Annotated in this window: 22 protein-coding genes; 12 read left to right on the top strand and 10 right to left on the bottom strand. The window is 68.0% G+C overall.

What is annotated here, in order from left to right:
- Positions 1-181 precede the first annotated feature (181 nt).
- Genes ICC28_RS00865 through ICC28_RS40240 form a run of 6 tightly spaced genes read right to left on the bottom strand, consistent with a single transcriptional unit; the run spans position 182 to position 3,579 of the window.
- Positions 182-625, bottom strand: a complete 444-nt coding sequence (locus ICC28_RS00865) for an NUDIX hydrolase (RefSeq protein ID WP_188286386.1) — start codon at positions 623-625, stop codon at positions 182-184.
- Positions 626-644: 19 nt separating this feature from the next.
- Positions 645-1,439 carry an STM4013/SEN3800 family hydrolase gene (locus tag ICC28_RS00870; RefSeq protein WP_188286387.1) on the bottom strand — a complete coding sequence of 265 codons (795 nt, stop codon included), beginning with the start codon at positions 1,437-1,439 and terminating at the stop codon, positions 645-647.
- On the bottom strand, positions 1,436-1,933 hold the full coding sequence (locus ICC28_RS41215) for a hypothetical protein (protein WP_188286388.1): 498 nt from the start codon (positions 1,931-1,933) through the stop codon (positions 1,436-1,438). Before ICC28_RS41215 ends, ICC28_RS00870 begins: the two co-directional genes overlap by 4 nt.
- Complete coding sequence (locus ICC28_RS00880; RefSeq protein WP_188286389.1) at positions 1,911-2,564, bottom strand: dTMP kinase; 654 nt, start codon at positions 2,562-2,564, stop codon at positions 1,911-1,913. The genes ICC28_RS41215 and ICC28_RS00880 overlap by 23 nt, the downstream gene beginning before the upstream one ends.
- Positions 2,561-3,169 carry a hypothetical protein gene (locus ICC28_RS40235; protein ID WP_223188172.1) on the bottom strand — a complete coding sequence of 203 codons (609 nt, stop codon included), beginning with the start codon at positions 3,167-3,169 and terminating at the stop codon, positions 2,561-2,563. The genes ICC28_RS00880 and ICC28_RS40235 overlap by 4 nt, the downstream gene beginning before the upstream one ends.
- Positions 3,166-3,579 (bottom strand): radical SAM protein, encoded by a 414-nt coding sequence (locus ICC28_RS40240; RefSeq protein WP_223188173.1) that lies wholly within the window; start codon positions 3,577-3,579, stop codon positions 3,166-3,168. Before ICC28_RS40240 ends, ICC28_RS40235 begins: the two co-directional genes overlap by 4 nt.
- A 206-nt stretch (positions 3,580-3,785) precedes the next feature.
- On the opposite strand from ICC28_RS40240, the gene ICC28_RS00890 reads away from it, so the two are divergent.
- From ICC28_RS00890 to ICC28_RS00900, 3 genes are all read left to right on the top strand, one after another.
- Positions 3,786-4,544 carry a DUF6879 family protein gene (locus tag ICC28_RS00890; protein ID WP_188286390.1) on the top strand — a complete coding sequence of 253 codons (759 nt, stop codon included), beginning with the start codon at positions 3,786-3,788 and terminating at the stop codon, positions 4,542-4,544.
- Between the two features lie 15 nt (positions 4,545-4,559).
- Positions 4,560-5,405 carry a helix-turn-helix domain-containing protein gene (locus ICC28_RS00895; protein ID WP_188286391.1) on the top strand — a complete coding sequence of 282 codons (846 nt, stop codon included), beginning with the start codon at positions 4,560-4,562 and terminating at the stop codon, positions 5,403-5,405.
- Between the two features lie 412 nt (positions 5,406-5,817).
- On the top strand, positions 5,818-6,636 hold the full coding sequence (locus ICC28_RS00900; protein WP_223188174.1) for a phosphotransferase family protein: 819 nt from the start codon (positions 5,818-5,820) through the stop codon (positions 6,634-6,636).
- 75 nt (positions 6,637-6,711) lie between these two features.
- Here the strand turns inward: ICC28_RS00900 and ICC28_RS00905 are convergent, their stop codons facing one another.
- On the bottom strand, positions 6,712-6,849 hold the full coding sequence (locus ICC28_RS00905) for a hypothetical protein (protein ID WP_188286393.1): 138 nt from the start codon (positions 6,847-6,849) through the stop codon (positions 6,712-6,714).
- Positions 6,850-7,187: 338 nt separating this feature from the next.
- On the opposite strand from ICC28_RS00905, the gene ICC28_RS00910 reads away from it, so the two are divergent.
- Entirely contained in the window at positions 7,188-10,574 is a 3,387-nt protein-coding gene (locus ICC28_RS00910) for a type ISP restriction/modification enzyme (RefSeq protein ID WP_188286394.1), read from the top strand.
- Positions 10,575-10,672: 98 nt separating this feature from the next.
- Complete coding sequence (locus ICC28_RS00915; RefSeq protein ID WP_188286395.1) at positions 10,673-10,936, top strand: hypothetical protein; 264 nt, start codon at positions 10,673-10,675, stop codon at positions 10,934-10,936.
- Between the two features lie 30 nt (positions 10,937-10,966).
- Here ICC28_RS00915 and ICC28_RS00920 read toward each other — a convergent pair whose 3' ends face one another.
- From ICC28_RS00920 to ICC28_RS00930, 3 genes are all read right to left on the bottom strand, one after another.
- Positions 10,967-11,194, bottom strand: coding sequence for a hypothetical protein (locus ICC28_RS00920; protein ID WP_188286396.1), 228 nt, complete (start codon positions 11,192-11,194; stop codon positions 10,967-10,969).
- Between the two features lie 167 nt (positions 11,195-11,361).
- Positions 11,362-11,907 carry a hypothetical protein gene (locus ICC28_RS00925; protein WP_188286397.1) on the bottom strand — a complete coding sequence of 182 codons (546 nt, stop codon included), beginning with the start codon at positions 11,905-11,907 and terminating at the stop codon, positions 11,362-11,364.
- Complete coding sequence (locus tag ICC28_RS00930; protein ID WP_223188175.1) at positions 11,904-13,049, bottom strand: helix-turn-helix domain-containing protein; 1,146 nt, start codon at positions 13,047-13,049, stop codon at positions 11,904-11,906. Before ICC28_RS00930 ends, ICC28_RS00925 begins: the two co-directional genes overlap by 4 nt.
- A 157-nt stretch (positions 13,050-13,206) precedes the next feature.
- On the opposite strand from ICC28_RS00930, the gene ICC28_RS00935 reads away from it, so the two are divergent.
- From ICC28_RS00935 to ICC28_RS00965, 7 genes are all read left to right on the top strand, one after another.
- Positions 13,207-13,686 carry a hypothetical protein gene (locus ICC28_RS00935; RefSeq protein ID WP_188286398.1) on the top strand — a complete coding sequence of 160 codons (480 nt, stop codon included), beginning with the start codon at positions 13,207-13,209 and terminating at the stop codon, positions 13,684-13,686.
- Entirely contained in the window at positions 13,683-14,042 is a 360-nt protein-coding gene (locus tag ICC28_RS00940) for a hypothetical protein (protein ID WP_188286399.1), read from the top strand. The genes ICC28_RS00935 and ICC28_RS00940 overlap by 4 nt, the downstream gene beginning before the upstream one ends.
- Positions 14,043-14,687: 645 nt before the next feature.
- On the top strand, positions 14,688-17,105 hold the full coding sequence (locus ICC28_RS00945; RefSeq protein ID WP_188286400.1) for an AAA family ATPase: 2,418 nt from the start codon (positions 14,688-14,690) through the stop codon (positions 17,103-17,105).
- The gene (locus ICC28_RS00950) at positions 17,102-17,479 is read left to right on the top strand and encodes a hypothetical protein (RefSeq protein WP_188286401.1); all 378 of its coding nucleotides are present in this window, start codon (positions 17,102-17,104) and stop codon (positions 17,477-17,479) included. Before ICC28_RS00945 ends, ICC28_RS00950 begins: the two co-directional genes overlap by 4 nt.
- Positions 17,480-17,569: 90 nt before the next feature.
- Positions 17,570-19,387: a DUF4357 domain-containing protein gene (locus ICC28_RS00955; RefSeq protein WP_188286402.1), complete on the top strand. Its 1,818-nt coding sequence runs from the start codon at positions 17,570-17,572 to the stop codon at positions 19,385-19,387.
- Positions 19,384-20,595, top strand: a complete 1,212-nt coding sequence (locus tag ICC28_RS00960; RefSeq protein WP_188286403.1) for an McrC family protein — start codon at positions 19,384-19,386, stop codon at positions 20,593-20,595. Before ICC28_RS00955 ends, ICC28_RS00960 begins: the two co-directional genes overlap by 4 nt.
- 40 nt (positions 20,596-20,635) lie before the next feature.
- A complete protein-coding gene (locus ICC28_RS00965) occupies positions 20,636-22,771 on the top strand; it encodes a UvrD-helicase domain-containing protein (RefSeq protein ID WP_188286404.1) in 2,136 nt (711 codons plus the stop codon).
- Position 22,772 lies beyond the last annotated feature (1 nt).

Raw genomic sequence — 22,772 nt, forward strand, 5'->3', positions numbered from 1 at the left:
CGCTGACGCACCGTACGGGCGTCACTCCTGGAACACGCCCCCGCACGCCCGCCACATTGGCCCCATGAACGCAGCCACCCTCGAAGACGGCAAGGAGCTGTCCGACACCGACTCCGTGAAGGTCGCCTGGGTCGAGCGCATGGCCCTCGCCAACCGACCCGTCGCCCGGGATCGGCTCCTCTCAGGTGGCGATGGCCTGATGGGCCAGCAGCAGCGCGAGCGGTCCCCCCTGAAGCAGGAAGCGTCCCTCGGTGGCGGCGTGGATCGCTTCAGGCATGGGCCACCACATGAGCTTGAAGCCCTCTTCGCTGGGCGTGAGCTGCTGCGGGCCGCAGGTGAGACGTTCGGCCAGGAACAGGTGGATGCGGGCGGTGGAGTTCAGGGTGATGGCGTACGAGCCGAGTGGCCGCCAGGTCTGGGCGATGACGCCGGCTTCCTCACGTAGCTCGCGCCGCGCGCACTCTTCCGGTGTCTCGCCGTCCTCCCGGCGTCCTCCGGGCAGAAACACGTACTCGCCGCCGTGCCGGGGAAATTCGGCGGTCAGGACGGCAACCATGCCTTCCGTTTCTCGGGCCACGATGACGGAGGCGTCGTGCTCTGTCCCTCGCCGGGATGTGTCGCTCATGGCCGGGGAGCGTAGCCGCCTACTCCGACAGCCAGGCCGCGAACGGCACGTTCAGCACGGTCGGGTGGGCGATGCCACGGCCGCGGTAGCCGTCCTCGCCGAAGGCGTCGCCGTGGTCGGCGCACATGATGATCAGCCATCTCTGCTTGTCCGTGAGCCCGTCGACCAGGCGGCCGAGGTGTTCGTCGGTGTACGCGAGTGCTGCGGCCTGGGACTGCCAGGAGTCGCCGCTGTCGCCGGTGTAGTGGCCGTGAGGGACGTGGGTGGCGGAGACGTTGACGAACAGGAACAGCGGCCGGTCGGCGTACTGCTCGGCGACGGTCAGGGCGTGGTCGACCTGGTGGCGGGTGGAGTCGGGCTCCGGGGAACAGAACTCGGGCCGCCAGTGGTCCTCGTCGAACATGTCGGGCAGCACCGACCCGAGCGGTGTCTCCCGCGAGAAGTAGGTCACGCCGCCGATACACACGGTGCGGTAGCCGTGCTGGGCGAGCCCGGTGAGGAAGTTCGACGCGTCGAAGACGAACGTGCCCGCGTCGACCGTCTTGAACGCGGGCGGGCGGCACTCCCACAGCCGCGGCGGCTGTGCGGGCTGCGGGAGCTTGGGCAGGAAGCCGGAGAAGAACGCGATGTGCGCGGGGAGGGTGAACGTGCCGGGGGTGCGGCGTTCCTCCCACGCCCCGCCCGGCAGGATTTTCGCCAGGCACGGGGTCTGCCCGGCGTGCAGAACCGCACGGGCGACGTCGTAGCGCAGGGAGTCCAGGGTGACGAACAGGATGCTGGTGCCGCTGCGGATGACCTCTGCCGCGTCAATCACAACTCCTCCACCAGATCGGCGCGTTCGGTGATACTGCCCTTCGCCTGGTCGTTCACAGGGATGGGCACCCGATCGGAGGCGATCATCTGCCGCAGTCCGGCCAGGCCGGTGTCCTCGGTGACCGGCTGGCCGTCCACGTCGTAGAGGCGGATCGTGACGGTCTGCCGCCCACCGCCGTCGGTCGTGGTCAGCAGGGCACCGGGGACGCCCCCGAGTTGTTTCATGGCGTGCAGGAGCTGGGATTCGTCGGCCGTGCCGAAGGTGGAGACCTGGCAGCCGAAGTGCTCGGCGTTGATGGCCCCGCGGCAGAACCGCTGGTGAAACTCGGTCGTGGTGGGGTGGTCATCGTGGGCCACGGCCATCTGCCGGGCACGGCTGATCACGACGAAGCAGGCGGCGACCCACCAGGCGACGCCCTCGTGAATCTCGTCCGGGAACACGCCGGCGACACGGCCGTCACGGATGACGGCATCAGTATCGATCGGGCTGAGCACGCATGCCCTCCAGATGCTTGACGATGATGTCGGCCAGATCGTCTGGGCTGCGGCCGTCGGTGGGGAGCATGACCATGCTCAGATCGGTCTCCGCGACGGACTGGAAGTTCTCCCGGAGCCGGGCGAGGCGTCCGGGGACGTCGAACAGGTCGGTGTCGTCCCGCCTCACGTCCGTCTTGCTGCTCATCCGCTGCTTCAGCGAGCTGTCGGAACTGATGAGGCAGAAGGTGGCGTCCGGCGCCACGAGATAGGGCAGGAACGGGGCGATCAGCTCTCGCACCCGGTCCAGGCCCACTTGATTGACTGCGGCATGGCATGCCATGACCGAGGAGATGTACCGATCCGCGACCACCGGCCCCGCGCAAAGGTGCTGCCGTACGACGTCGGAGACGTGCAGGAGGCCGGAGAGGTAGAAGGCGAACTGCGGAAGCGGTCGAAGCTCCCGGTTGACCGTGTCGGACCAACCGGTGTGCGGATCGGTGAGGGTGTGGATCTCCGTGGCGTCGAGCCGCTCGGCAAGCAGACGGGCGAGCGTCGACTTCCCGACCCCTGAGACGCCTTCCAGGACGACGAACGGCCCCAGGCGGCCTTCGTCCGTCCCGGGCGTGTACGGGGACAACAGGGCGCTCACAGCATGCCCTCGGTGAAGGCGGACACGTGCTGGGCCACGGCCGCGGGGATCTGCTCCGGATCGGCCAGCAGGGGCCGGATGTCCATGCGGAGGTCGTCCCGCAACAGGCAGGGCTGGACTCCGCCCGCGTGGTCCAAGCGCAGGGCCCAGAAGCCCTCCACGCACTTGGCCTTCACTGGGCAAGTGCCGCACTGGCCGACGTGGTGGCGCCCGAGTTGGCGTTGGATGACGTCGATCTCGATGCCGTCGATACGGAAGATCCGTCGCCCCTGCCCCGTGCCGGAGACTTCTGTCTCCTCTTCGCTGGTAAGGGTGCGCAGGTGGTCGACGATGCCACGTGCCCCGACGGCTGAGGACTTCCGGTCGGCGTTGAAGTCGGTGTCCACCAACTCGATGAACTGCAACGGCAGCCTGCGCTCCAGGGCGAAGGCGAGGATGTCGTGCAGCTCGTGCTCGTTCTCACGCTGGATGAGCGTGTTCAGCTCCACCCGCTCGAACATCTCGCGGGCGGCCTCGATGCCGTCCAGGACGGTTGCGATGCCGGCGCGGGTCTGGGCAATGATCCGGAAGGAGTCGTCGGAGAAGTAGTGCAGGGAGACCTTCACCTTGTCCAGAGGCCGGTCGTGGCAAACCAGTCCTGATGTGTGCGCACCAGCAGACCGTTCGTGATCAGCGTGTAGGACACGTCTGGACCGTGGACGGGAAGCCGAGTGAGGACCGGCCGTGCCAGCTTCGACGCCAGCGGCTCGCCGCCCGTGAAGTAGACCCGTTTCAGACCGGCGCCGATCAGCTCGCGCAGGAGATTCACGTAGTCATCGGCGGTCAGTTCGCGGGCCCGGGGCCTGGCGTCCCGGTGCAGGTGAGTGAACGGCGGCGGCACGTCCCCCTCGTTATGGCAGAACCAGCACTTCAGATTGCAGACGGGGGTCAACGAGACCCTGAGCTGCCTTCGCAGTGCCGCGAAGTTCCGCAGCGCGGTCCAGTCCACGTCGGTTTTCGGGAGCGGAACGGTCAAGACCTACTCCTTTCGCCTGGTGAGCTCCAGCCGTGAACGCGACGGTAGGGATCAGGTGTTGTGAGGAGCCAGGAGAGTTGCGCGAAGTTGCGCTATCACTCGACGAGGTTGCGTAAAGTTGCTGATTGAGGCTGCCCAGAACCCGGCGCCAGGGCTTGGTTTCGTGGACGCTTGGGAGATCGGTCCCCAAGGCAAAGGACGTGATCATGAGCCGACGACTGCGTTTCAATGGCACGGGCAGCGGCGTCAACGGGTGCCCGTCCATTCATGAAGACCTCGACACGGGTGAGGTCATCGTGCACGGCCCCGCCCTGACCGACCCCGACGACATCGCCCGGCTTCAGCACCTGAACAAGGGCGAGGTGCCCATCGTGGTGCCGCGCGAACTGCTGGTCGACTTCGGCCCGAAGGAGGTCGTCCGAGTGCCGGACATCATCGGGCTGGACGAGTTCGACCGACTCTTCACACAGTTCGAGCACACGGCGTGGCGTCTGGAGACGCGCCGCCGATACGCGTCGGACGAGCGCACCGACACTTACGCCCAGTTCACGCGTGGCGAGCCCGTCAACTGGCAAGGCGTCGACGCGGAGTGGTGTGCCGAGCGCCGCGAGCAGAGCGCGCTCGGCAAGCGGTTCGAACGTGTCCGCATCGTCGACAACCCGCCTACAGCAGGCCAGCTGTATCTACTCGACAACGCGCGTCGCAACAGCGCCGTCGGCGAGAAGATCCTCAATCTGTCGCGCGAGGATGCCGACCGCCTCAGCCTGCCTGCGGAAGATTTCTGGATCTTCGACTCCCGGCTGGTCGCGCTACTCAACTTCGACGACGCCGACAATCTGGTCAGCGTCGAGCTGATCACCGAGCCTGCCGCAGTACTGCGGTACGTCATGGCACGGGACGCGGCGCTGCATCATGCCATCCCGTACGAGGAGTTCGCGGCCCGGTTGACCGCGCAAGAGGATTGAGGCAGGTGTACTCCGGTGAGCACGGACTACCAGCAGGCACGGGAAGCACTCGGGGTACGGCTGCGCGAACTCCGGCTCTCCGCCCCTGACGGCCGGCTCACCGGTACACAGCTCGCCGAGCAGTCCGGGTGGAACAAGTCCAAGGTCAGCAGACTGGAGAACGGCAGGCAGACGCCCACACCCGATGACCTGCGCAGGTGGACGGAGGCAACCGGCCGCCCCGAAGCGTATGACGAACTACTCGCGCGCCTGAGGGGCTTCGAGTCGCACATCCGCTCATGGCGGCGTCAACTGGCTTCGGGACACAAGGCGGTCCAGGACACTCACCTGAGCGCCCACGCCGACGCCTCCGTGTTCCGTGGCTGGGAGTCCTCCATGGTCTTCGGGATCCTCCAGACTCCGGACTACGCGCGGTCGGTCTTCACGAGATACGCGGAGCTTCAACGATCGCCGCGCGACACCGAGGAGGCTGTCCGGTCCCGCATGAAGCGGCAGGAGGCGCTGTACGACTCGTCGAAGCGATTCCACCTCATCCTTTGGGAAGCCGCACTTCACGCCCTGGTCTGTCCGCCGTCCGTACTCACCGCACAGCTCGATCGCCTCGCAGGAGCAATCGACCTGGACACGGTGGAGTTGGGGATCATCCCCCTGTCCGCTTCGCTCAAAATCCCCCCGGCCACCGCCTTCTGGATCTACGACGACCGCCAGGTGATCGTCGAGAACTGGCACGCGGAGTTGTGGATCGACGACGGACCCAGCGTGGACACGCATCTGCGCACCTGGAAGACGCTCCGGGAGTCCGCCGTGTACGACATTGACGCCCACCGTCTCATCCGTGCGGCACAACGGGCGCTGCACTGATCCGTCGGAACGACAGGCCACGCTTCATGTCGCGTCGCCCGCCCCCCCAGAAACCCTGCCGGAGCTCAATCCCGGCGTGGGACGGCGGAGTGAGACTCCGGCCCCTACGCAGGCTCACCGCCACCCGCTCCAACCGAGCCCACTGCCGAAACCAAGCCGCCGGCCGCCTCCCCGTCGCCGCAGCCCTCGGCCATGATGTCGATGCCGCCCGTCATACGCGGCCCCCTCCCGTTCCGTACCCGCACCACGCGCTGTCCGTCACTCCACACCCGACAGCATCCAGCGTGACCCTGATGAGGCTTCCTGAATCCGGCCAGAGATGCTCCTGCTCCTCGCTTGATTCGGTTTTGGACAGTGTGGGGAGTGTGGGGAACAAGAGCGCGAGTGGCATGGCCTGGCAGGATTACTTCCCATGAGCTCTGGCCGGTGGGGCACCCATGGGATCGAGATGACCGCGGACCGCGTGATCAAGCGGTTCGCCTCGGGGGACGATGGCCGTGCCGAGCGTGAGTGGCGGGGGCTGACGCTGCTGTCTGCTCACGCTCCGGGGCTGGTGCCTGAGCCGTGCGAAGCAGATTTTGCAGTTGAAGGTCCTGTGGTGGCGATGTCTCGCCTCGTGGGGGTCCCCCTGCGTGGAACTGCTTTGGGCAAGAGAGAACTTGAGGCACTGGTTGAGGCCCTGGCCGCGCTGTATGCGGCCGTGCCATCTGATGTGGTTCGTAAGGTTCCGCTCAGACCCGGACGGCCGAGCGAGCTCGTCGGCCATCTCGGCATGTGGGCGGTGGAGATGCGGCCCCGGGCCGGAGGGCTGGTGAGGCGGGCCATGGATGCCGGGCTGGGCTGGGTAGCTCATTCCGGGCTTGAAGCCGACGCCTCGCAGGAGGTGCCCGAGGTGTTCGGCCCGGGCGATGGCAATCTTGCCAACTATCTGTGGGACGGAACCAGGGTCCAAGTTGTGGACTTCGAGGATTCAGGCCGCAGTGATCGTGCCTTTGAGCTGGCGGAGATCACCGAGCATGTGGGCAGTTGGGTCGAGCACCCGTTGGATGTCCCGGCGTTCTTGGGGCAGTTCGACCTTTCTCCTGCGGAGACGGCGCGGTTGCACGAGTGCAGGAGACTGCTGGCTCTGGTCTGGCTGTTCCTGCTCGCGAGAGATGATCCGGAGCATCCCCGAAACCCTCCCGGCACTGCGGAGAAACAGGCTGGCCGCCTGCTGGAACTGCTGGAATGAACGACGAGGCCCGCCGCCGGAGGGAATCCTGCCGGCCGCGGGCTCATATCGGTTCGGTGCCCGCTCAGGAACGCGTCAGGGCAGTCTGCGCATCGGGATGACATCCGGACCGGTGGGCATGGCGGGTCTGGCGGCTTCTGGGGTGGCCAGCAGGGCGACGATGGTCACTGGCTGCTGGCAGTGCGGGCAGTTGCGGGTCGCTGTGGGCTCCAACGGGTCGCGTTCTGCGGTGATTTGGCGGCCGGTGCCGCGTCGGTGCGGGGGTTTGGGCGGTGGCGGAAGCTCGGGCAGTGCAGGCGGTGTCTCGCCGAGGCGGCGGGCTCGTGCCTCGTCGCGTTCCTGTTCTCGTTGCCGCTCGGCGTGCCGGCGGCAGACCGGCGAGCAGTAGATCCGTGTTAGCGCTCCGCCGCATACCGCCCTAGTGCCCCCTACGTGCCGGGGTTCAGGGCATGCCTCCTATCAGCCCACATGTATCTGTGTTTGCCGCTTGCCATGTCATGGGCATTCTGTATGGGTCTGATCACCTGCGTGGGTGCGGCCTTGGGGGGCGGATGTCACGAGGGGACGTCTCGACGGGAAAAGGCACCACCAGATCGGTCGCAGACCTCGTCGCGCAGTTCGGGCAGGAGGTCAGAGCAAAGCGGCAAGGTCCGGCAGGGGCGGACAGCGGCAAAGAGGAGAGCCTCACCGCACCGGTGGAGCATCTGCTGCGCGGCATGGCCTTGCGGCAACGGCTCAAACTCATCGCCCACGGTCAGACTCGCGTCAAGAAGCTCAGGATCCGCCCTGACTTCGCCATCAGCTGCGGCGGCAGGACTATCGGGCACGTCGAGCTGAAGCAGCCGGGGAGAGGGGTCGACCCGGAGAAGTGGTCCGCGAAGAGCCACGACCGTAAGCAGTGGGGGAAGATCAAGGCCCTCCACAACGTCCTGTACACCGACGGATATCAGTGGGCGGTCTACCGCTTCGGCGAGCGAGTCGGCCCTGTCGGACGCCTCGTCGGAGATCTGGAGTCCGGGAGTCGGAGTCGGCAACTCGTCGTCGCGGACTCCGGGTTCGAGCGCGCCCTCACGCACTTCTTCTTACCGGCGCCCATCGTCCACGGCAGCATCGACGAACTGGTCAAGCGCATCGCGGGAATCTGCGCCCTGCTGCGCGACGAGGTCACCGAACGTCTCACCCGCGAGGAAAGTGGAGAGGCCGATGCGGCGTTCTCGATCCTGGCCGGGAACTGGAAGGATCTGCTCTTTCCCGACGCCCGTCCAGAGGAGTTCGCGGACCATTACAGCCAGACGCTCACCTTCGCCGTCCTGCTGGCCCGCCTCCATCACATCGACCTGGACAAGCTCTCCCTCCCCGATGTCGCGACCCGATTGGGTAAACGCCACTCCCTGATGGGCAAGGCGCTGGCGGTACTGACGGACGACGCCCTCGACGACCTACGAGGGATCATCGATCCGCTGATCGACGTGATGTCCGCCGTCGACCCCGAGATGTTCAAGGACGAGACAGGAGACGCCTACCTCCACCTGTACGAGGGCTTTCTCAGCGCCTACGACCCGGAACTGCGGCGGCGGACGGGGACGTACTACACACCCGGCGAAGCCGTCCGTTTCATGGTGCGGTTCACCGACGAGGTGCTGCGTGACCGACTCGGCCAGGAAGACGGGTACGGAAGCCAGGACGTCACCGTGGTCGATCCGGCCATGGGTACCGGAACCTTCCTCATCAACATCATCGACCACGTGGCCAAGAACTTCGCGCTGAAGCACGGCAGGCACCTCAAACCCGGACTTCTGCGGGAACTCTCGAAGCGGATCGTCGGGCTGGAGAAACAGACCGGGCCGTATGCGGTGGCCGAACTCCGTGTGCACCATGCCTTCCAGGCCCACGAGACCGATGTGACACGTCACCCACCAAGGCTTCTGGTTGCCGACACGCTCGACGATCCAGCCGTCGAGCACCACTTGGGGCTGATGTACGAGGCGATCGCCCGACACCGCCGTATGGCCAACAAGGTCAAAGCGGACGAGAAAGTCATGGTGGTCATCGGAAACCCGCCCTATCTGCGGGGCGCGAAGCAGTCAGGTGTCGGACGGTGGGTCACCGAAGGCAATCCGAACGACCAAGGCCCGATCCTCGCGCGCTTCCACCCGGAGGACAACGGCCGCATCGGCTACGCCCTGGACAACCTCTACGTGTATTTCTGGGCGTGGTCCACCTGGAAGGTCTTCGACCAGGTGACAGCTTCGGGCACGCCGAAAGCGCCGAGCGGAATCGTCGCCCTCATCACCAACTCCGGCTTTCTGGACAGTAAGGGCGCGGCCGGCATGCGCCACTACTTACGCGAGGCGGCCGACGAGGGCTGGGTCATCGGCCTCTCCCCCGAGGGTCCTTACCCCGACCCACGGACCCGTGTCTTCCAGGACGTGAAGCGCGAGGTCTGTATCGCCGTATTCGTCCGCCGGGGGTCGCCGGACCCGCAGCATCCGGCACGCATATGGCGACTCGACGTACCGGCGGGAACACGGGAGGAGAAGTTCGACTGGCTGGAGGAACTGGGGATCGAGGGCCATCACGAGGGCACTCCCTGGCAGCTGTGTCCGACGCAGTGGACTGCTCCCTTTCAGATCACTGCGGGTGCTGAGTGGGCGGCCATGCCCACCGTGGACGTGTTGCTTCCGTGGATGACGTCCGGCAACAAGAACAACCGCAGTTGGCCCGTCTCGCCCAGCCAGGACGTACTGCGAATGCGTTGGCGCGTGCTCGTGCAAGCTCGGGCAGCGGACAAAGCGGCTCTGCTGAAACAGACCCGAGACCGCCGACCGGACAAACCGGAACCACCACTGCCGGGCCAGCAGGAAAGGGGCAGTCTTGCCGAGGAAAAGGAAACGGAGCCGACCATCGTCCCGTACGGACGGATGACCCTCGACCGGCAGCACCTCATCGCGGACCGCAGGGTGATCGACTATCCGCGACCAGCCTTGTGGTTCGCCCACAACGACCGCCGTCAGATCTATCTGTCCGAACTGCACACGGAGTCAGGCCGCTCCGGACCGGCAGTGAGCTTCACCGCCCTCATACCCGACATGCATCATTTCAAGGGCACGGAAGGCGGCCGCATCGCACCCCTCTACCGCCACCCCCACCTCCCCGAACCGAACGTGACACCCGGACTGCTACAACTGCTCACCAAAATGCATGGAGTGCCGGTTACCGCCGAAGACCTCTTCGCGTACATCGCAGGGATAGCCGGCCACAGCGGCTACACCCGCCGTTTCGCCACGTACCTGGCCGAACGGGGCGCCCGCATCCCCCTGACGCGTGACTCGGCGTTATGGGCAGATGTGGTGGAAGTCGGTCGTCGCACGATATGGATCCACACCTACGGCCGACGCTTCGCTTCTCACCACCGCGACAGCGCATCCGATTCGACTCCGAGACTGCCCCTGGCAGAGCGACCCGAATGTGACCGCGAGATCGGAGAGGACGCCGGGCTGCCGGACAGCATCTCCTACGACGTGACGACGCGAATTCTCACCGTGGGCACCGGCTCCATACGCAATGTGGCGCCGGAAGTCTGGGAGTACCGGATCGGCGGCGTGCAGGTGATCCGCAAGTGGTTCAGTTTCCGCAAGCTCAAACCGGATGTGGAACGGCAGACCCCGTTGAACGACATCCTGCCCCCGACCTGGACTTCCCAATGGACCGTCGACCTGCTGGACCTCATCAACGCGCTCGGGCTCCTCGTAGCTCTTGAGCCCCGACAGGCCCGGCTCCTGGACTCGGTGAGCAACGGCCCGCTCATCACCACCGACGACCTCCGCCACGAGGGCATCCTGCCCGTGCCCACCTACGCGACGAAGGAACCGAGGCCGCCGCGGCAGTCTCGACGCACCCCCGGCCCTGGTCAAGAGGCCCTCGACTTCCCGAACTGACCAACCAGCTCAGGACCCGAGGCGGCGGGGCGGGTGTTCATGCGGGCATCGGACGGCACGTAAGCGGCCCGCGAAGCCACGTTGTTACTCTCCCCGCCATGCCTCATACAGCAGCACGGGAGATGCGCTCTCCGATCCTGTCGATCCACCCGTACGTGCCGGCCGTTGAACAACAGGGGGATGTGATCTGCTCGATGGCGTCGCGCGGCGAGTGCGACCACAAGCTCGTCGCGGAAGTACGCCCCGAGTTCAGCGATGGCACCTCTCCCCGCTGGCGGGTGTGCGGCGAGTGGCTGACCAGCCACCCGTCAGCCATCGCCCACATCACCACGAACGGCTTCCAGGAGCCCGTCGTCCCCTGACCGGCCGGTGCCGCACCGCTGCGACGGCGACTACGCCGGCCGATACACGGCCTGATCCGGGTCCGGCCGCACGATCAGACCGTCCTTGGCAAGCTCGCGCAGGTTGTGGCGGGCTTCCTTACCCGCGGCTTCGTCGCTCACCGGCTGATACCCGGCAACTCGTAGAGCCAGTACGGCACGTTCCGTGTCCCAGGTGCCACCCAGCGCCTGGATCACCGCGGCGAGCGCCTGCTTGTGCGTCAGCGGCTTCTCAGTCATCTCACCCTCCCCTTCGAAGACCGCCACAGCATGGCACGCAACGGCAGGGCTCCTGCCGGGCGGTCCGACTCTGAGAACGAACCGGGCCTCACCGGCGATCTGACCTGCTGAACGTCACTGCGCGCGGGTCGCCGTGCAGGGGCTCGGGGATCACGCGCGTACCCCCCTCAGCACAGCAGATCCCCCGCTCGGCGTGGAATGCCCCGTAGGTGGCGCCCGGCTTGCTCCATGCCCAGGAGGAGACGATGGCCGTCCTCGGCCGTGACCAGACCGCCTACGGCGGCTTCACGCATCATGTCGACGCTGTCCTTCACACAGATGCCCTTGCGGTGCGCGTACCGGCCCGCTTCGCCGTCGTCCGTGATCCACACCGAGTCGGCGAAACCGCTGCGATGCTCGATGACGACCAGGGTCTCTGCCTCGCCCAGGTGTTGCAGCGGACGGGTCGGGGAGCCCGCGAAGACGACTCGGCGGACACGGTCGACCAAGGCGGTTTCGGCGGGATCGTCGATCTCGATGGGATCACCGAGCCAGCCATCGACCGGCACCTGGTGCAGCTTCGGCCAGAACCGCGCAGACTGCTCGGCCTCGGCGGCCACGGCCTGTGTCCAACGGCCCCGACCGTCAAGCACCTTCTCCAGGAGACTCAGCCGGTCGACCGAGGCGAAGTTGCACAGCACGGTGTTGTCGGGGAACCAGCAGTGGCGCGTCATGGCTGGAAGACCAGGTCCCCTTCGTCCATGTCACTGCCGGACGGCACATCCTCCGGCGGAGCCGGTTCGGGTTCCAGCAATTCCCGCATTCTGTCCACGTCCTGGCCCGTGTAGGCGGCCAGCGGGCGCAGTGTCGTGTCCCCCGCGAGGTAGGCCTCGTAGAGCAACTGAGCGGGACGGAAAGGCAGTCGTCTGGCCAGCGACCACGTCTTGCGAGCCTCGAACAGATCGCTCTGTCCGGTCAGCCAATGACAGTCCTGCGTCGTGAGTCCGCGCAGCCTGTCCGCTGTCTCCGAGGTGATCAGGCCCAACTGCGTGAGCCGTGCCGCGAGAGCACTGGGGGACACCTGGAAGTGCACGACCATTGAGGTGAGCTGCTCGTCGGTGATGCCCTTCTCCCCTGTCCACGAAGCGATCTCACTGCGCGGCATCAGGAAGTGAGCGGCGAACACATTGGCCCGCACCTCGGTCAGGTCTTTCTGGCGTCCGGGCGACAGATGGGTCTCTGTCAGCAGATCCTGGGCGTCCCTGGCAAGGATGTGACCGAACTCGTGGGCGAGGGTGAAGCGCTGGCGGGTCGGCACCTTCGTCCGGGCGATCATGATGAGCCGGAACCCGTCCGCCTGCCAGGCCGCGCCGTCGATTCCGTCCGGCAGCCCGAGCTTCGCGACGTCGATGCCGAAGGCACGCTCCAAAGCGTGCACCAGATCGGCCGTGCCCAGATCGCTGACGGTCGGTGAGCCTGCGGCGGCGAGTGCGGCAAGGGCGTCCTCCGCGAGAGCCGCACCCTGGTCGACGTAACGCTTCAAGTCCGCGCGGACGCCAGGCAGTTCGGGCAGTCGCGGCGAAAGACCCAGTAGGTCGATCACTTCGTGCGCCGTGGTGAACCTCTCGACGAGATCCTTGAGCTGACTGCGCCCCCGCTCGTCCACCGACGAGGCGCTGGTGCGGGCCGCGACGTCGGGGCGCAACGGTTCGCGACCGGTCAGCAGCCAGTCGACCGTGGTGCCGCCGAAATCCGCGATCCGGGCGAGGTCGTACGAGGTGAACCTGCGGACGCCACTGAGAGATTTCGACAGCTTGTCAGGCGACAACCCGACGACCTCGGCGAACGCCGCTTGGCTGATCGAGGCCGCCGTCATGACCTTGCGTACACGATCGATTACGGACTCACTCATAGGTTCACAGTAGGGGTGAGTTGCGAAAATCGCAACGCGCAGGGCGGTGATCGGTTCACCACGCCGCGTCCCTACTTCTGGGCGATGGCGCCAGGGCGAGTTTCGAAGTAGTTTCAAAGTCATGAGTGCCGAGAGTGCAGCCGTGAACTTCTCCGAGCTGGTGAACAAGAACAAGCAGACGCTTGCCCGGCTCCAGGAATCGCCGAGACTGCTCCTGCACCGCAGAGACGGTGAGGATCTGGTCCTCACTACTGCCGCCCGGGCCGAGCAGGACCAGACCGTGGTGTCGGCAGCCACCCGGATGCTGGCCGCGATGGCTCGCCGGGAGCCCGGCAGCATGGAACTGCTCCTCGACATACTGCCGGACGCGTTCCCCTGGGTCCGCTTCCTGCCCGAGCCCGATCTCCACGCCTTCGCCGTCGAACTCGTCGACACCATGCGAGCCGCCGACTCCGTCGGCAACAGTGCGTCCATCGCCCAGCTGCTCATCGCCTGGCAGCACACCGCCGAGGTCTACTCCGACCCCGAACTGCTGGCCGCGCTGACCAGGGATCACGGCGAGGACTACGGCCCGGCACCAGACCCTCGGGACGTCACATGACCGCGGGCCGCGGCGACCGCGCCGCACCTCCAGCACCGGACGGCCACTGGGAAGTCCGCTTCTCCGACGCGGCCTCGGCCAAGGGCTGGGAGAGCCTCGCTCAGCAGGCCCGCGAGAACACCTACCGCGCCTGGATCACTATGCGCACCGCCCCCAGACCGGCCACCGAGACACCCCGGCACCACCGTCTCAAGGGCGGCCTGGCGCATGGCACCCACCGCGGGCAGACCTGCGAGCAGTGGCAGATCGAGGTGACCGGCGCCGGCCGAATCTGGTACCTCCTCGACACCGTCCGGGAGACTTGCTGGATCACCTTCGCAAGTACGGGGCACCCGCGAGCCACAGACCGACGCTGACCCGGGACAGCCGGGTGGGGGCGGAACAGGACGGCGAGGAGCGACCTCCTTGTTCCGCCCCTTGGCCGTTCAACGTGGCCGGTACACCGATATGACGAACTCCTGCGGTTCGAGGTTCTTGTTCACAGCCCCTCGTTCCCCGGATCTGGTTCGTCATCCGGCACGGCAGCCGAGGCATCCCGTGTATCCACGGCCTGTTCCGCGGAATCCGCCGCCCCCAGCAGGGCGGTGAGGCGCTGCCGCATGCGTGTATGGCGGGCCTCGCAGAACTCCGGGAAACCGGTCACATCCTCGGGCAGGCCGGTGGCGTCGTACTCCCTCAGCCAACTCTCGCGCGGGGCATCCGAGGCGAAGTGCTTCCGAAGCCAGGCAGCGGGCAGGTCGGCCTGCTTCGCGATGTTCTCGGGTCCCCTCAGCAGTTGCAGGTTCGCCGCCCTGTCGACGCGGTCCTCGACGAGCGACAGCGCATCCCGCGGGCTGGGTCGACCGGTCCGACATCTCCAGTGCGTACACAGTTTCGAATATCGGGAATCTTAAATATACGTTGACAGTGCTAACAAGATGTCGCCATGCTGAAAGCGCCAACAAGACGCATCATCAGTCCGCGTGGCCCCTTCTCCCACGCCCCGACAACGGGAACAGACCATGACCGATCAGCCCCCTGCCTCCCTCCGCACCCTCCTCCTCGACCGACTGCGCCACTCGGACCTCGCGCCTCAGGTGCAGGAGCTGCTGCGCGAGCTGGTCCCCGACGAACCGGCCACGAGCAGTGGAGGGCGCGCCGGGCCCGTGCAGCTCCGGTCCATCACAGCGGCCGGCTGGCGCGGTGTCGGTCCGCGGACCACTCTCGAACTGCCGCCCGGGCCCGGGCTGGTCGTCGTCGCGGGTCCCAACGGCTCCGGGAAGTCGAGCTTCGCCGAGGCCGCCGAGACCGCGCTGACGGGACGCAACTCCCGGTGGGACGGGCGACGGGCCACCGACTGGCAGAAGGGTTGGCGCAACCTGCACAGTCCCGACGTCACCCCCGAGGTCTGCGTCGAGCTGGCCGTCGGCGAGCGGGGCGAGGCGGTCACCGTGCGGCGGACCTGGCACGGGCTCAAGGTCGACGAGGCGCGCACCAAGGTCGAGGGACCGGACGGCTCGGAGCGGAAGCTGGAGGAGGTCGTCGACGCCGAGGCGCTGGACCTCGCCCGGCCGTTCCTGCCGTACAGCGAACTCGGGTCGATGATCAACGGCACGCTCGGCGGCCTGCACGACGCCTTCTTCAAGCTTCTCGGGCTCGAACTGCTCGCCGAGTTCGACGGCCGGGTCAAGGACACGGCAGGCGAGTGCGAGCAGGCGATCAAGCACGCGGACGCCCTCACCGCGCAACTCCTCGACGCGCTGGGCACGCTCGACGACCCCAGGTCCCGCGAGGCCACCCAGGCGCTGTCGGGAGCCAAGCGCGACCTCGGCCGGGTGCGTGCGCTGCTGGGGAGCCGTACCCCGGCCGCCGAGGCCGAGCTGGCCCGGCTGCGACAGCACGCGAGCCTCGCCGGGCCGGATCTGGCGGAGGTCGGCGGGGCTGTCGGAAGGCTGCGGGAGGCCGCCGCCGCTGCAGAGGAGGCCCGGTACGGCAGTGCCGAGGAGGCGCGCCGCCTGGCCCGGCTGCTGGAGGCGGCGATCGAGCACCAGCGGCGCTCGGGGAGCGCGGACTGCCCGGTCTGCGGCGCCGAGCAGCGGCTGGACCGGGCGTGGGCCGAGCAGGCGCGGACGGAGGTGGAACGGCTCCAGACGGAGGCAGCCGAGGCCGAGGCCGCCCGGCAGGAGGTGGCGGTGGCCGTGCGGGCCGTGCACGACCTCGTACAGCCGGTTCCGGTGTGGCTGCGCGGCGAGAACTCCCCGCTCACGGTGGTGTGGCAGGAGTGGGTCCAGTGCCGGGATGTCATCCACCCCCGCGAGCTGGCGGACCGCGTCGAGCGTGCCGCGGCGACCCTGGACGACGCCTGCCGGCAGGTACGGGAGGAAGCCGTTCAGCGGCTCTCCGCGCATGACGTCGCCTGGCAGCCGTTCGCCGTACGGCTGGCCGAGTGGCTCGGTGCCGAGGAAGCGGCCGAGGTCGCGCGCGAGCGCCGCAAGCACGCGCGCAAGGCACGGGCCTGGCTGCGGCCGATCATCGACGAGCTGCGCGACGAGCGCCTGCGGCCGTTCGCCCAGCGGTCGCAGGAGGTGTGGCAGAAGCTGTGCGAGCACAGCAGTGTCACGCTCGGATCCGTCACTCTCGCGGGCACTCCCGGTCGTGGCAAGGTCGAGCTCGACGTCTCCGTGGACGACATGTCCGCCCCCGCCTACAGCGTGATGAGCCAGGGCGAGCTGCACTCACTCGCGCTCTCGCTCTTCCTGCCCCGTGCCACGCACGCGGACAGTCCGTTCGGGTTCCTCGTCATCGACGACCCCGTGCAGTCCATGGACCCCGAGAAGGTCGAGGGTCTGGCCCGGGTGCTCGACGTGTACGCCCAGGACCGGCAGGTGATCGTCTTCACCCATGACACCCGGCTCCAGCAGGCCGTCGCACACCTCGGCATCAGCGCGACCGTCCTGCGCGTGAGCCGCCAGACCGACTCCGTGGTGGGCGTGGAGACGCTCACCGACCCGGTGGAACAGGCTCTCGCGGAGGCGCGGGCCGTCTCTCTGGACCGCGGCCTGCCGCAGGACGTGGCCGACCATGTGCTCCCCGCCATGTGCAGGGTGGCGGTGGAAGCCGCCTGTCTGGAGACGGCACGGCGCAGGCTCCGCGACGAGGAGGGGCTCGGGCTTCGGGCCGTGGAGGAGCGCGTGGAGTCCCTCGATCGCACCAAGTCGTACGTGTCGCTCGCCCTCCTCGGCGACGAGCAGCAGCCTGCCCGTGCAGCCGTCGAGCGGATCTGTCCCGGTGGCTGGGCGCTGATCGAGGCCTTCAACTCGGGTGCCCACACGCCCCTGCCGACCGTGGACGACCGTAAGGATCTCGTCCGCCGCACCAAGGCGCTCGCGGCGGCGATCCGGAACAATGCTGGGACCCAGAGCACCGGGGGCGCCCGATGAGCGCGTCCGCAGAGGGCCTGGTGACCGCCGCCGCCCGCCTCCTCCTGCCCGCCCCCGGCACCGTGACCACCCTGCCTCCCGGCCTCCGCGCCCGTGCCGCCGCGGTCCTGCTCCGCATGGCGCTCGACCAGGCCCTGGACGCCTACTGGCGGCGGGTCACACCCTCGATGACGCGGGTCGGCAAGCACCGCATGCTGTGCCTGGAGTGGTACGCGGGCCACGACACCGCCCGCCGATGCCGCACCACCTGGTCGGCGCTGAGCGCGGCATGCCACTACCGCACGTACGAGCTGCCGCCACGTCCGGAGGAGATCCACGGGCGACTGCGGGAGGTCACCAGCCTCCTGACGGTCCTCCGTGCCACAGGCAGCTGAGCCGAAAATCTCCCGGCATTTCCTGCGGGGCTGTCGGTGCCGGCCCGTACGCTGCAATCAAGATCGCACCAGCTGTGCAAGGGGGAACCCATGGCCGACGACGGCCCGCAGTACCCGGAGTTCCGGCTCCGGTTGCCCAACGGCGGCCCCGAGGCCCGGGGGCGGCTGCTGACCGAGAAGGGGACGAACGGAAGTCAGAAGTTCGTCGTCCTGGCCGGTTCTCCCGGCCGGTCCGAGGTGGTGCCGTCGTTCCCCGTGCGCATGCCCTCGTCCTATCGGCTGAGGCAGCGGCTGATCGACGAAGGGGTCCTTACCCAATCAGCCAAGTGGCCGGGCTGGTTGGAGACGATGCGGGACGTCGAGTGCAACTCGCCGTCTGCCGCCGCCGAGATCCTGGTCGGTCGCAGTGCCAATGGCTGGCTGGAGTGGAAGACGGACGACGGCCATCCGCTCTCCGACTATCTCGACCAGGTGTGGTGGGGGCCCAACCGGGCCTGGCTGGTACGCGGCTCCAATGTCTCGGGCCTCGACCTTGTCCGGCGTCTGTGGCTGTCCGAGGGGTTGGTGACCCTGCGCGCACGCCACTTGCGGCAAGGTGTCGAGCAGGGCGTCAGCAAGGACCGGCTGCGCACCGCCGTCGAGGAGGACTACGCCTCCACCGCGACGTACAACCAGAAGGTGCAGCTGGTGGAGGAACTGCACATGTTCCTCTCCCGGATGAGGCCCGGCGACACCATGTGCACCATCTCGGGCGGTCGTCTGTACGTCGGCAAGATCACGGGCGACGCAGAGCAGCTCGCTTCCGAGGACGGCCGGTCGGATCTGCGCCGGCCCGTGGACTGGGCGGACGACGGGCACGCGTACGAGGGCCTGCCCGAGGCACTCCAGCAGAAGCTTTCCGCGCAGCATGACGTCGTCGACCTGACCGCGGTGAAGGACCTTATCGACGGCCTGGGGATAAGCGACGAGGACCTGATCGAGGAGGCCGAGGCCGCCGATCGGGACCCGAGCGCGGAGATCCCCGCGCTCACCGCCCGGCGTGAGCTGGAGCTGCCCGAACCTACGGACGAGTTGGCCGAGGAGCTCCTCGTACACGACACGGACTGGCTGCGTGAGGTCCGTGATCTGCTGTGGGACGAACGGCAGTTGGTGCTGTACGGTCCGCCCGGGACCGGTAAGACGTATCTCGCCCTGAAGCTCGCCGAATTCCTCGGCGGCGGGCCCGAGCAGGTCAAGCTCGTCCAGTTCCATCCGTCGTACGCGTACGAGGACTTCTTCGAGGGCTTCCGGCCCCAGGAGGATCCGCAGACCCGTGAGGTCGCCTTCCGGCTCACCGCCGGTCCACTGCGCGAACTCGCCGATCTGGCCTCCCGCGAGGGCAACCGGCACATCCCGCACTTCCTGATCATCGACGAGATCAACCGCGCCAACCTGGCCAAGGTCTTCGGTGAGTTGTACTTCCTGCTGGAGTACCGCAACAAGTCGGTCCGGCTGACGTACTCCGGCGACGACTTCGCTCTGCCGCCCAACCTCTTCGTGATCGGCACGATGAACACCGCCGACCGGTCGATCGCCCTCGTCGACGCAGCGATGCGCCGCCGCTTCGCCTTCGTCGAACTGTCCCCGCGCACCGAGCCGACCAGCGGACTGCTGCGCCGCTGGCTCACCCGCGAGGGCCACGACGCCGAGCCGGCCGACCTGCTCGACGCGCTCAACTCCCGTATCGACGACGCCGACTTCCGTATCGGGCCCTCGTATCTGATGAAGCGGGGCGTCTATCGGGAGGGTGGTCTCGAACGGACCTGGCGGACCAAGATCCTGCCGCTGTTGGAGGAGTACCACTACGGGGAGGGCGTGGACGTCGAGAAGCGGTACGGGCTCGCCGCCCTGCGGGAGTCGTCGAGGTGACCCGTGTCGTCGAACTCGTCGAGCACGCGGCGGCCGTAGGCGTCACCCTGCCGGACGCGGTCGGGCGAGCTCTGGCGGCCGGGGACATCGTGGACGCGACTCCTGACCCGTATGTCCCGGGGCACTGGTCCCTGCGAGCCGGCAGCAAGGTCGGCGCGGTGGCGGTCGCGGTGCCGGGGGACGACGAGCCGGTCACCGTACGCGTCACCCCCAAAGTTCCCATCGCCCGCCTCTTCTTCCTCCTCGGGTACGGCCTCGACCCGAAGGGCGGTTGGCGGGACGGGGACGTCAATGTCACCGGGCACCGCGATCTGCTGCCCGCCCTCGCCCATGCCGTGGAGCGGCAGATCGACCGCGCCCTGCGGCAGGGGCTCCTCCAGGGATATCGGGCGACCGAGGAGACGTCCCTGGTCGTCCGGGGCCGCATCCGGGAAGCCGAGCAGATACGGCGTCGGTTCGGCGCGACGCTGCCGGTGGAGGTGGAGTACGACGAGTTCACCACCGACATCGCGGAGAACCGCCTGCTGCGCGCCGCCGTCGAGCGCCTCCTGCGGCTGTCCGGCGTACCCCACGACGTGCGTCGCGGGTTGCTCCACCAACGTGCCCGCCTGGCCGAGGTCACGGTGATCGTGCCGGGTCAGCCGCTGCCTGCCTGGCAGCCGAGCCGGCTCAACTCGCGCTACCAGCACGCCCTGCACCTGGCCCGGGTCGTCCTGGACAACGCCTCCGTCGAGCACCCGCCCGGTGAACTGCGCATCGACGGCTTCCTGTTCGACATGAACAAGCTCTTCGAGGACTTCGTGACGGTGGCACTGCGCGAGGCGTGCCGTGGCCTCGGGCACTCGGCGCGGCTCCAGGATCCGCATCACCTCGACGAGGCGTCCGCGATCCGCATGAAGCCCGACTTCGTGCTCTACGGGCCGCACGGCGCCCCATGCGCCGTCGTGGACGCCAAGTACAAGGCCGAGAAGCGGGAAGGTTTTCCGGACGCCGACCTCTACCAGATGCTGGCGTACTGCACCGCCCTCGGTCTGCGCGAAGGTCACCTGGTGTACGCCAAGGGCAACGCCCCACACGAGGCCCACGTGGTCCGGCACGCGGGCATCGTCATCCACCAGCACGCCCTCGACCTCGACCAGGAACCCTCCGGGCTGCTCTCGGACGTGGCGAGAGTGGCCGACCGGCTGGTGAGCACCCCGCGCGTATGATCGACTGCGGAGTGTCCGTTCAGGGTGGGGAGTGCGCCTCATGCCGCAGCTCGCGTTCGCCAACAGCTTCTGGGAGAGCTACGACGTCCTGGAACGGCCCGTCAAAGCCGGTGTGCGCAAGGCGATGCAGAAGTTCCAGCAGCTCACCGTGCCCGAACTGCACGCGGACAAGGGCCTGCACCTGGAGTCCGTGGAGAACGCGCGCGACCCCCGCATGCGGACCATCCGCATCAACGACTTCTGGCGCGGCGTCGTCCTCGCCCCCGACGACGGCAGTGATGTCTTCCTGCTCGTCAACGTCGTCCCGCACGACGACGCCTACACCTGGGCCGCGAAGCGGCTGTACACCACGAACTCCGCGACCCGGGCGCTGGAGGTCCGCAACGTCGCGGCGATCGAGCAGCTGACCCCGGCCCTGGAGAAGGCCGCCGCGACCGCCGACGCGCTGCTCTTCGCGACGTACTCGGACACGGTCCTGCGCGAACTCGGCATCGACGACCAGGTGCTCAGGGCCGTGCGGACCATCGTCGACAGGGCGCAGCTGCGGGCCTTCGAGACACTGCTGCCGGAGGACCAGTGCGAGGTGCTGCAGTACCTCGCCGAGGGCTTCAGCCCCGAAGAGGTCTACCGGGACGTGGTCGCCGTTCGGCGGCCTGTCGACGCGGGGCCCGACCCGGACGAGAGCCTGGCCGTCGTCATCGCCAACACCCAGAGCCGCATCACCCTGGTCACCGGCCCGGAGGAACTCGCCGACATCCTGGAGAAGCCGTTCACGGCCTGGCGGGTGTTCCTGCACCCCTCCCAGCGCCGCATCGCATACCGGACGTCGTACGGCGGCCCGGTGCAGGTCTCCGGCGGCCCGGGGACCGGCAAGACGGTCGCGGCACTGCACCGGGTCAAGCACCTGCTCACCCGCTCCCCGGACACCCGCGTGCTGCTCACCACGTTCACCAACGCGCTGGCCGGGTCGTTGCGGGAGAACCTGGCCGTCCTCCTGGACGACGACGAGTCGCTGCTCCGCCGCGTCGAGGTGACCACGGTCAACGCCTACGCGCACGGCATCGTGACTCGTCTGGACGGCCGGGCGCCCTCCCCGATCGGCGACCGGGAGGAGAGGCAGGTGTGGCAGCGGATCGTCAAAAGGCTCGGCCTGCCCTGGACGGAGCAGTTCCTGGCCCAAGAGTACCGCCACGTCGTCCTCGCCCAGGATCTGCGCACCCTGGACGACTACCGCGCGGCCTCGCGCCGCGGTCGCGGCAGCGCGCTCTCGCCGACCAGGCGGGAGCAACTGTGGCCCGCCGTCGAGCTGTTCGAGTCCATGCTGCGCGACCAGAAGGCCACGACCCACCTCAGGGTGTGCGCCCGCGCGGCCGAGCTCCTGGCCGCTTCCGCCCCCACGCACGACCACGTCGTGGTCGACGAGGCACAGGACCTGCACCCGGCCCAGTGGCGCGTCCTGCGCGGTGCGGTGCCGGCCGGCAGCGACGACCTGTTCATCACCGGAGACCCGCACCAGCGGATCTACGACTCGAAGGTCTCCCTCGGTTCGCTCGGCATCTCGGTGACTGGACGCACTCACCGCCTGCGCATCAACTACCGCAGCACGGAGGAGATCCTCGCCTGGTCGACGGGCATCCTCAGCCCGGTGTCGGTCGACGATCTGGGCGGCGAGGGCTGCGACACCCTGGCGGGTTACCGGTCGCTCCTGCACGGTCGTAGACCGCACGTGGACGGGTACGGCTCGGAACAGGCGGAGATCGCGGCGCTGGTCGAGCGCGTCGAGGGCTGGATCGCGCAGGGCATCCGCCCGTCGGAGATCGGCGTCTGTGCCCGCTTCAACGTGCTGCTCGACAAGGCGTACGACAAACTGGCCGCAGCCCGGGTGCCGGTGGTGCGGGTCAGAGACAATCCGGGGCCGGACACGGACGGCGTACGGCTGGCCACCATGCACGCCATGAAGGGACTGGAGTTCCGGTGTGTCGCCGTCCTCGGAGCGACGGCGAGCGCGCTGCCCTTCGCCCGCGAAGTGACGCCGGCGTCCGTGGACGCGCTGCAGCACGACTCCGACCTGCTCCGGGAGCGGTGTCTGCTGTTCGTGGCGTGCACCCGGGCGCGGGAGGCGTTGGCGGTGTCGTGGAGCGGATCGCCCAGTGCGTTCGTTCCGCAGGCGGGGTGAC

The organism is Streptomyces sp. TRM68416 (assembly GCF_014596915.1).
Taxonomy (GTDB): Bacteria; Actinomycetota; Actinomycetes; order Streptomycetales; family Streptomycetaceae; genus Streptomyces.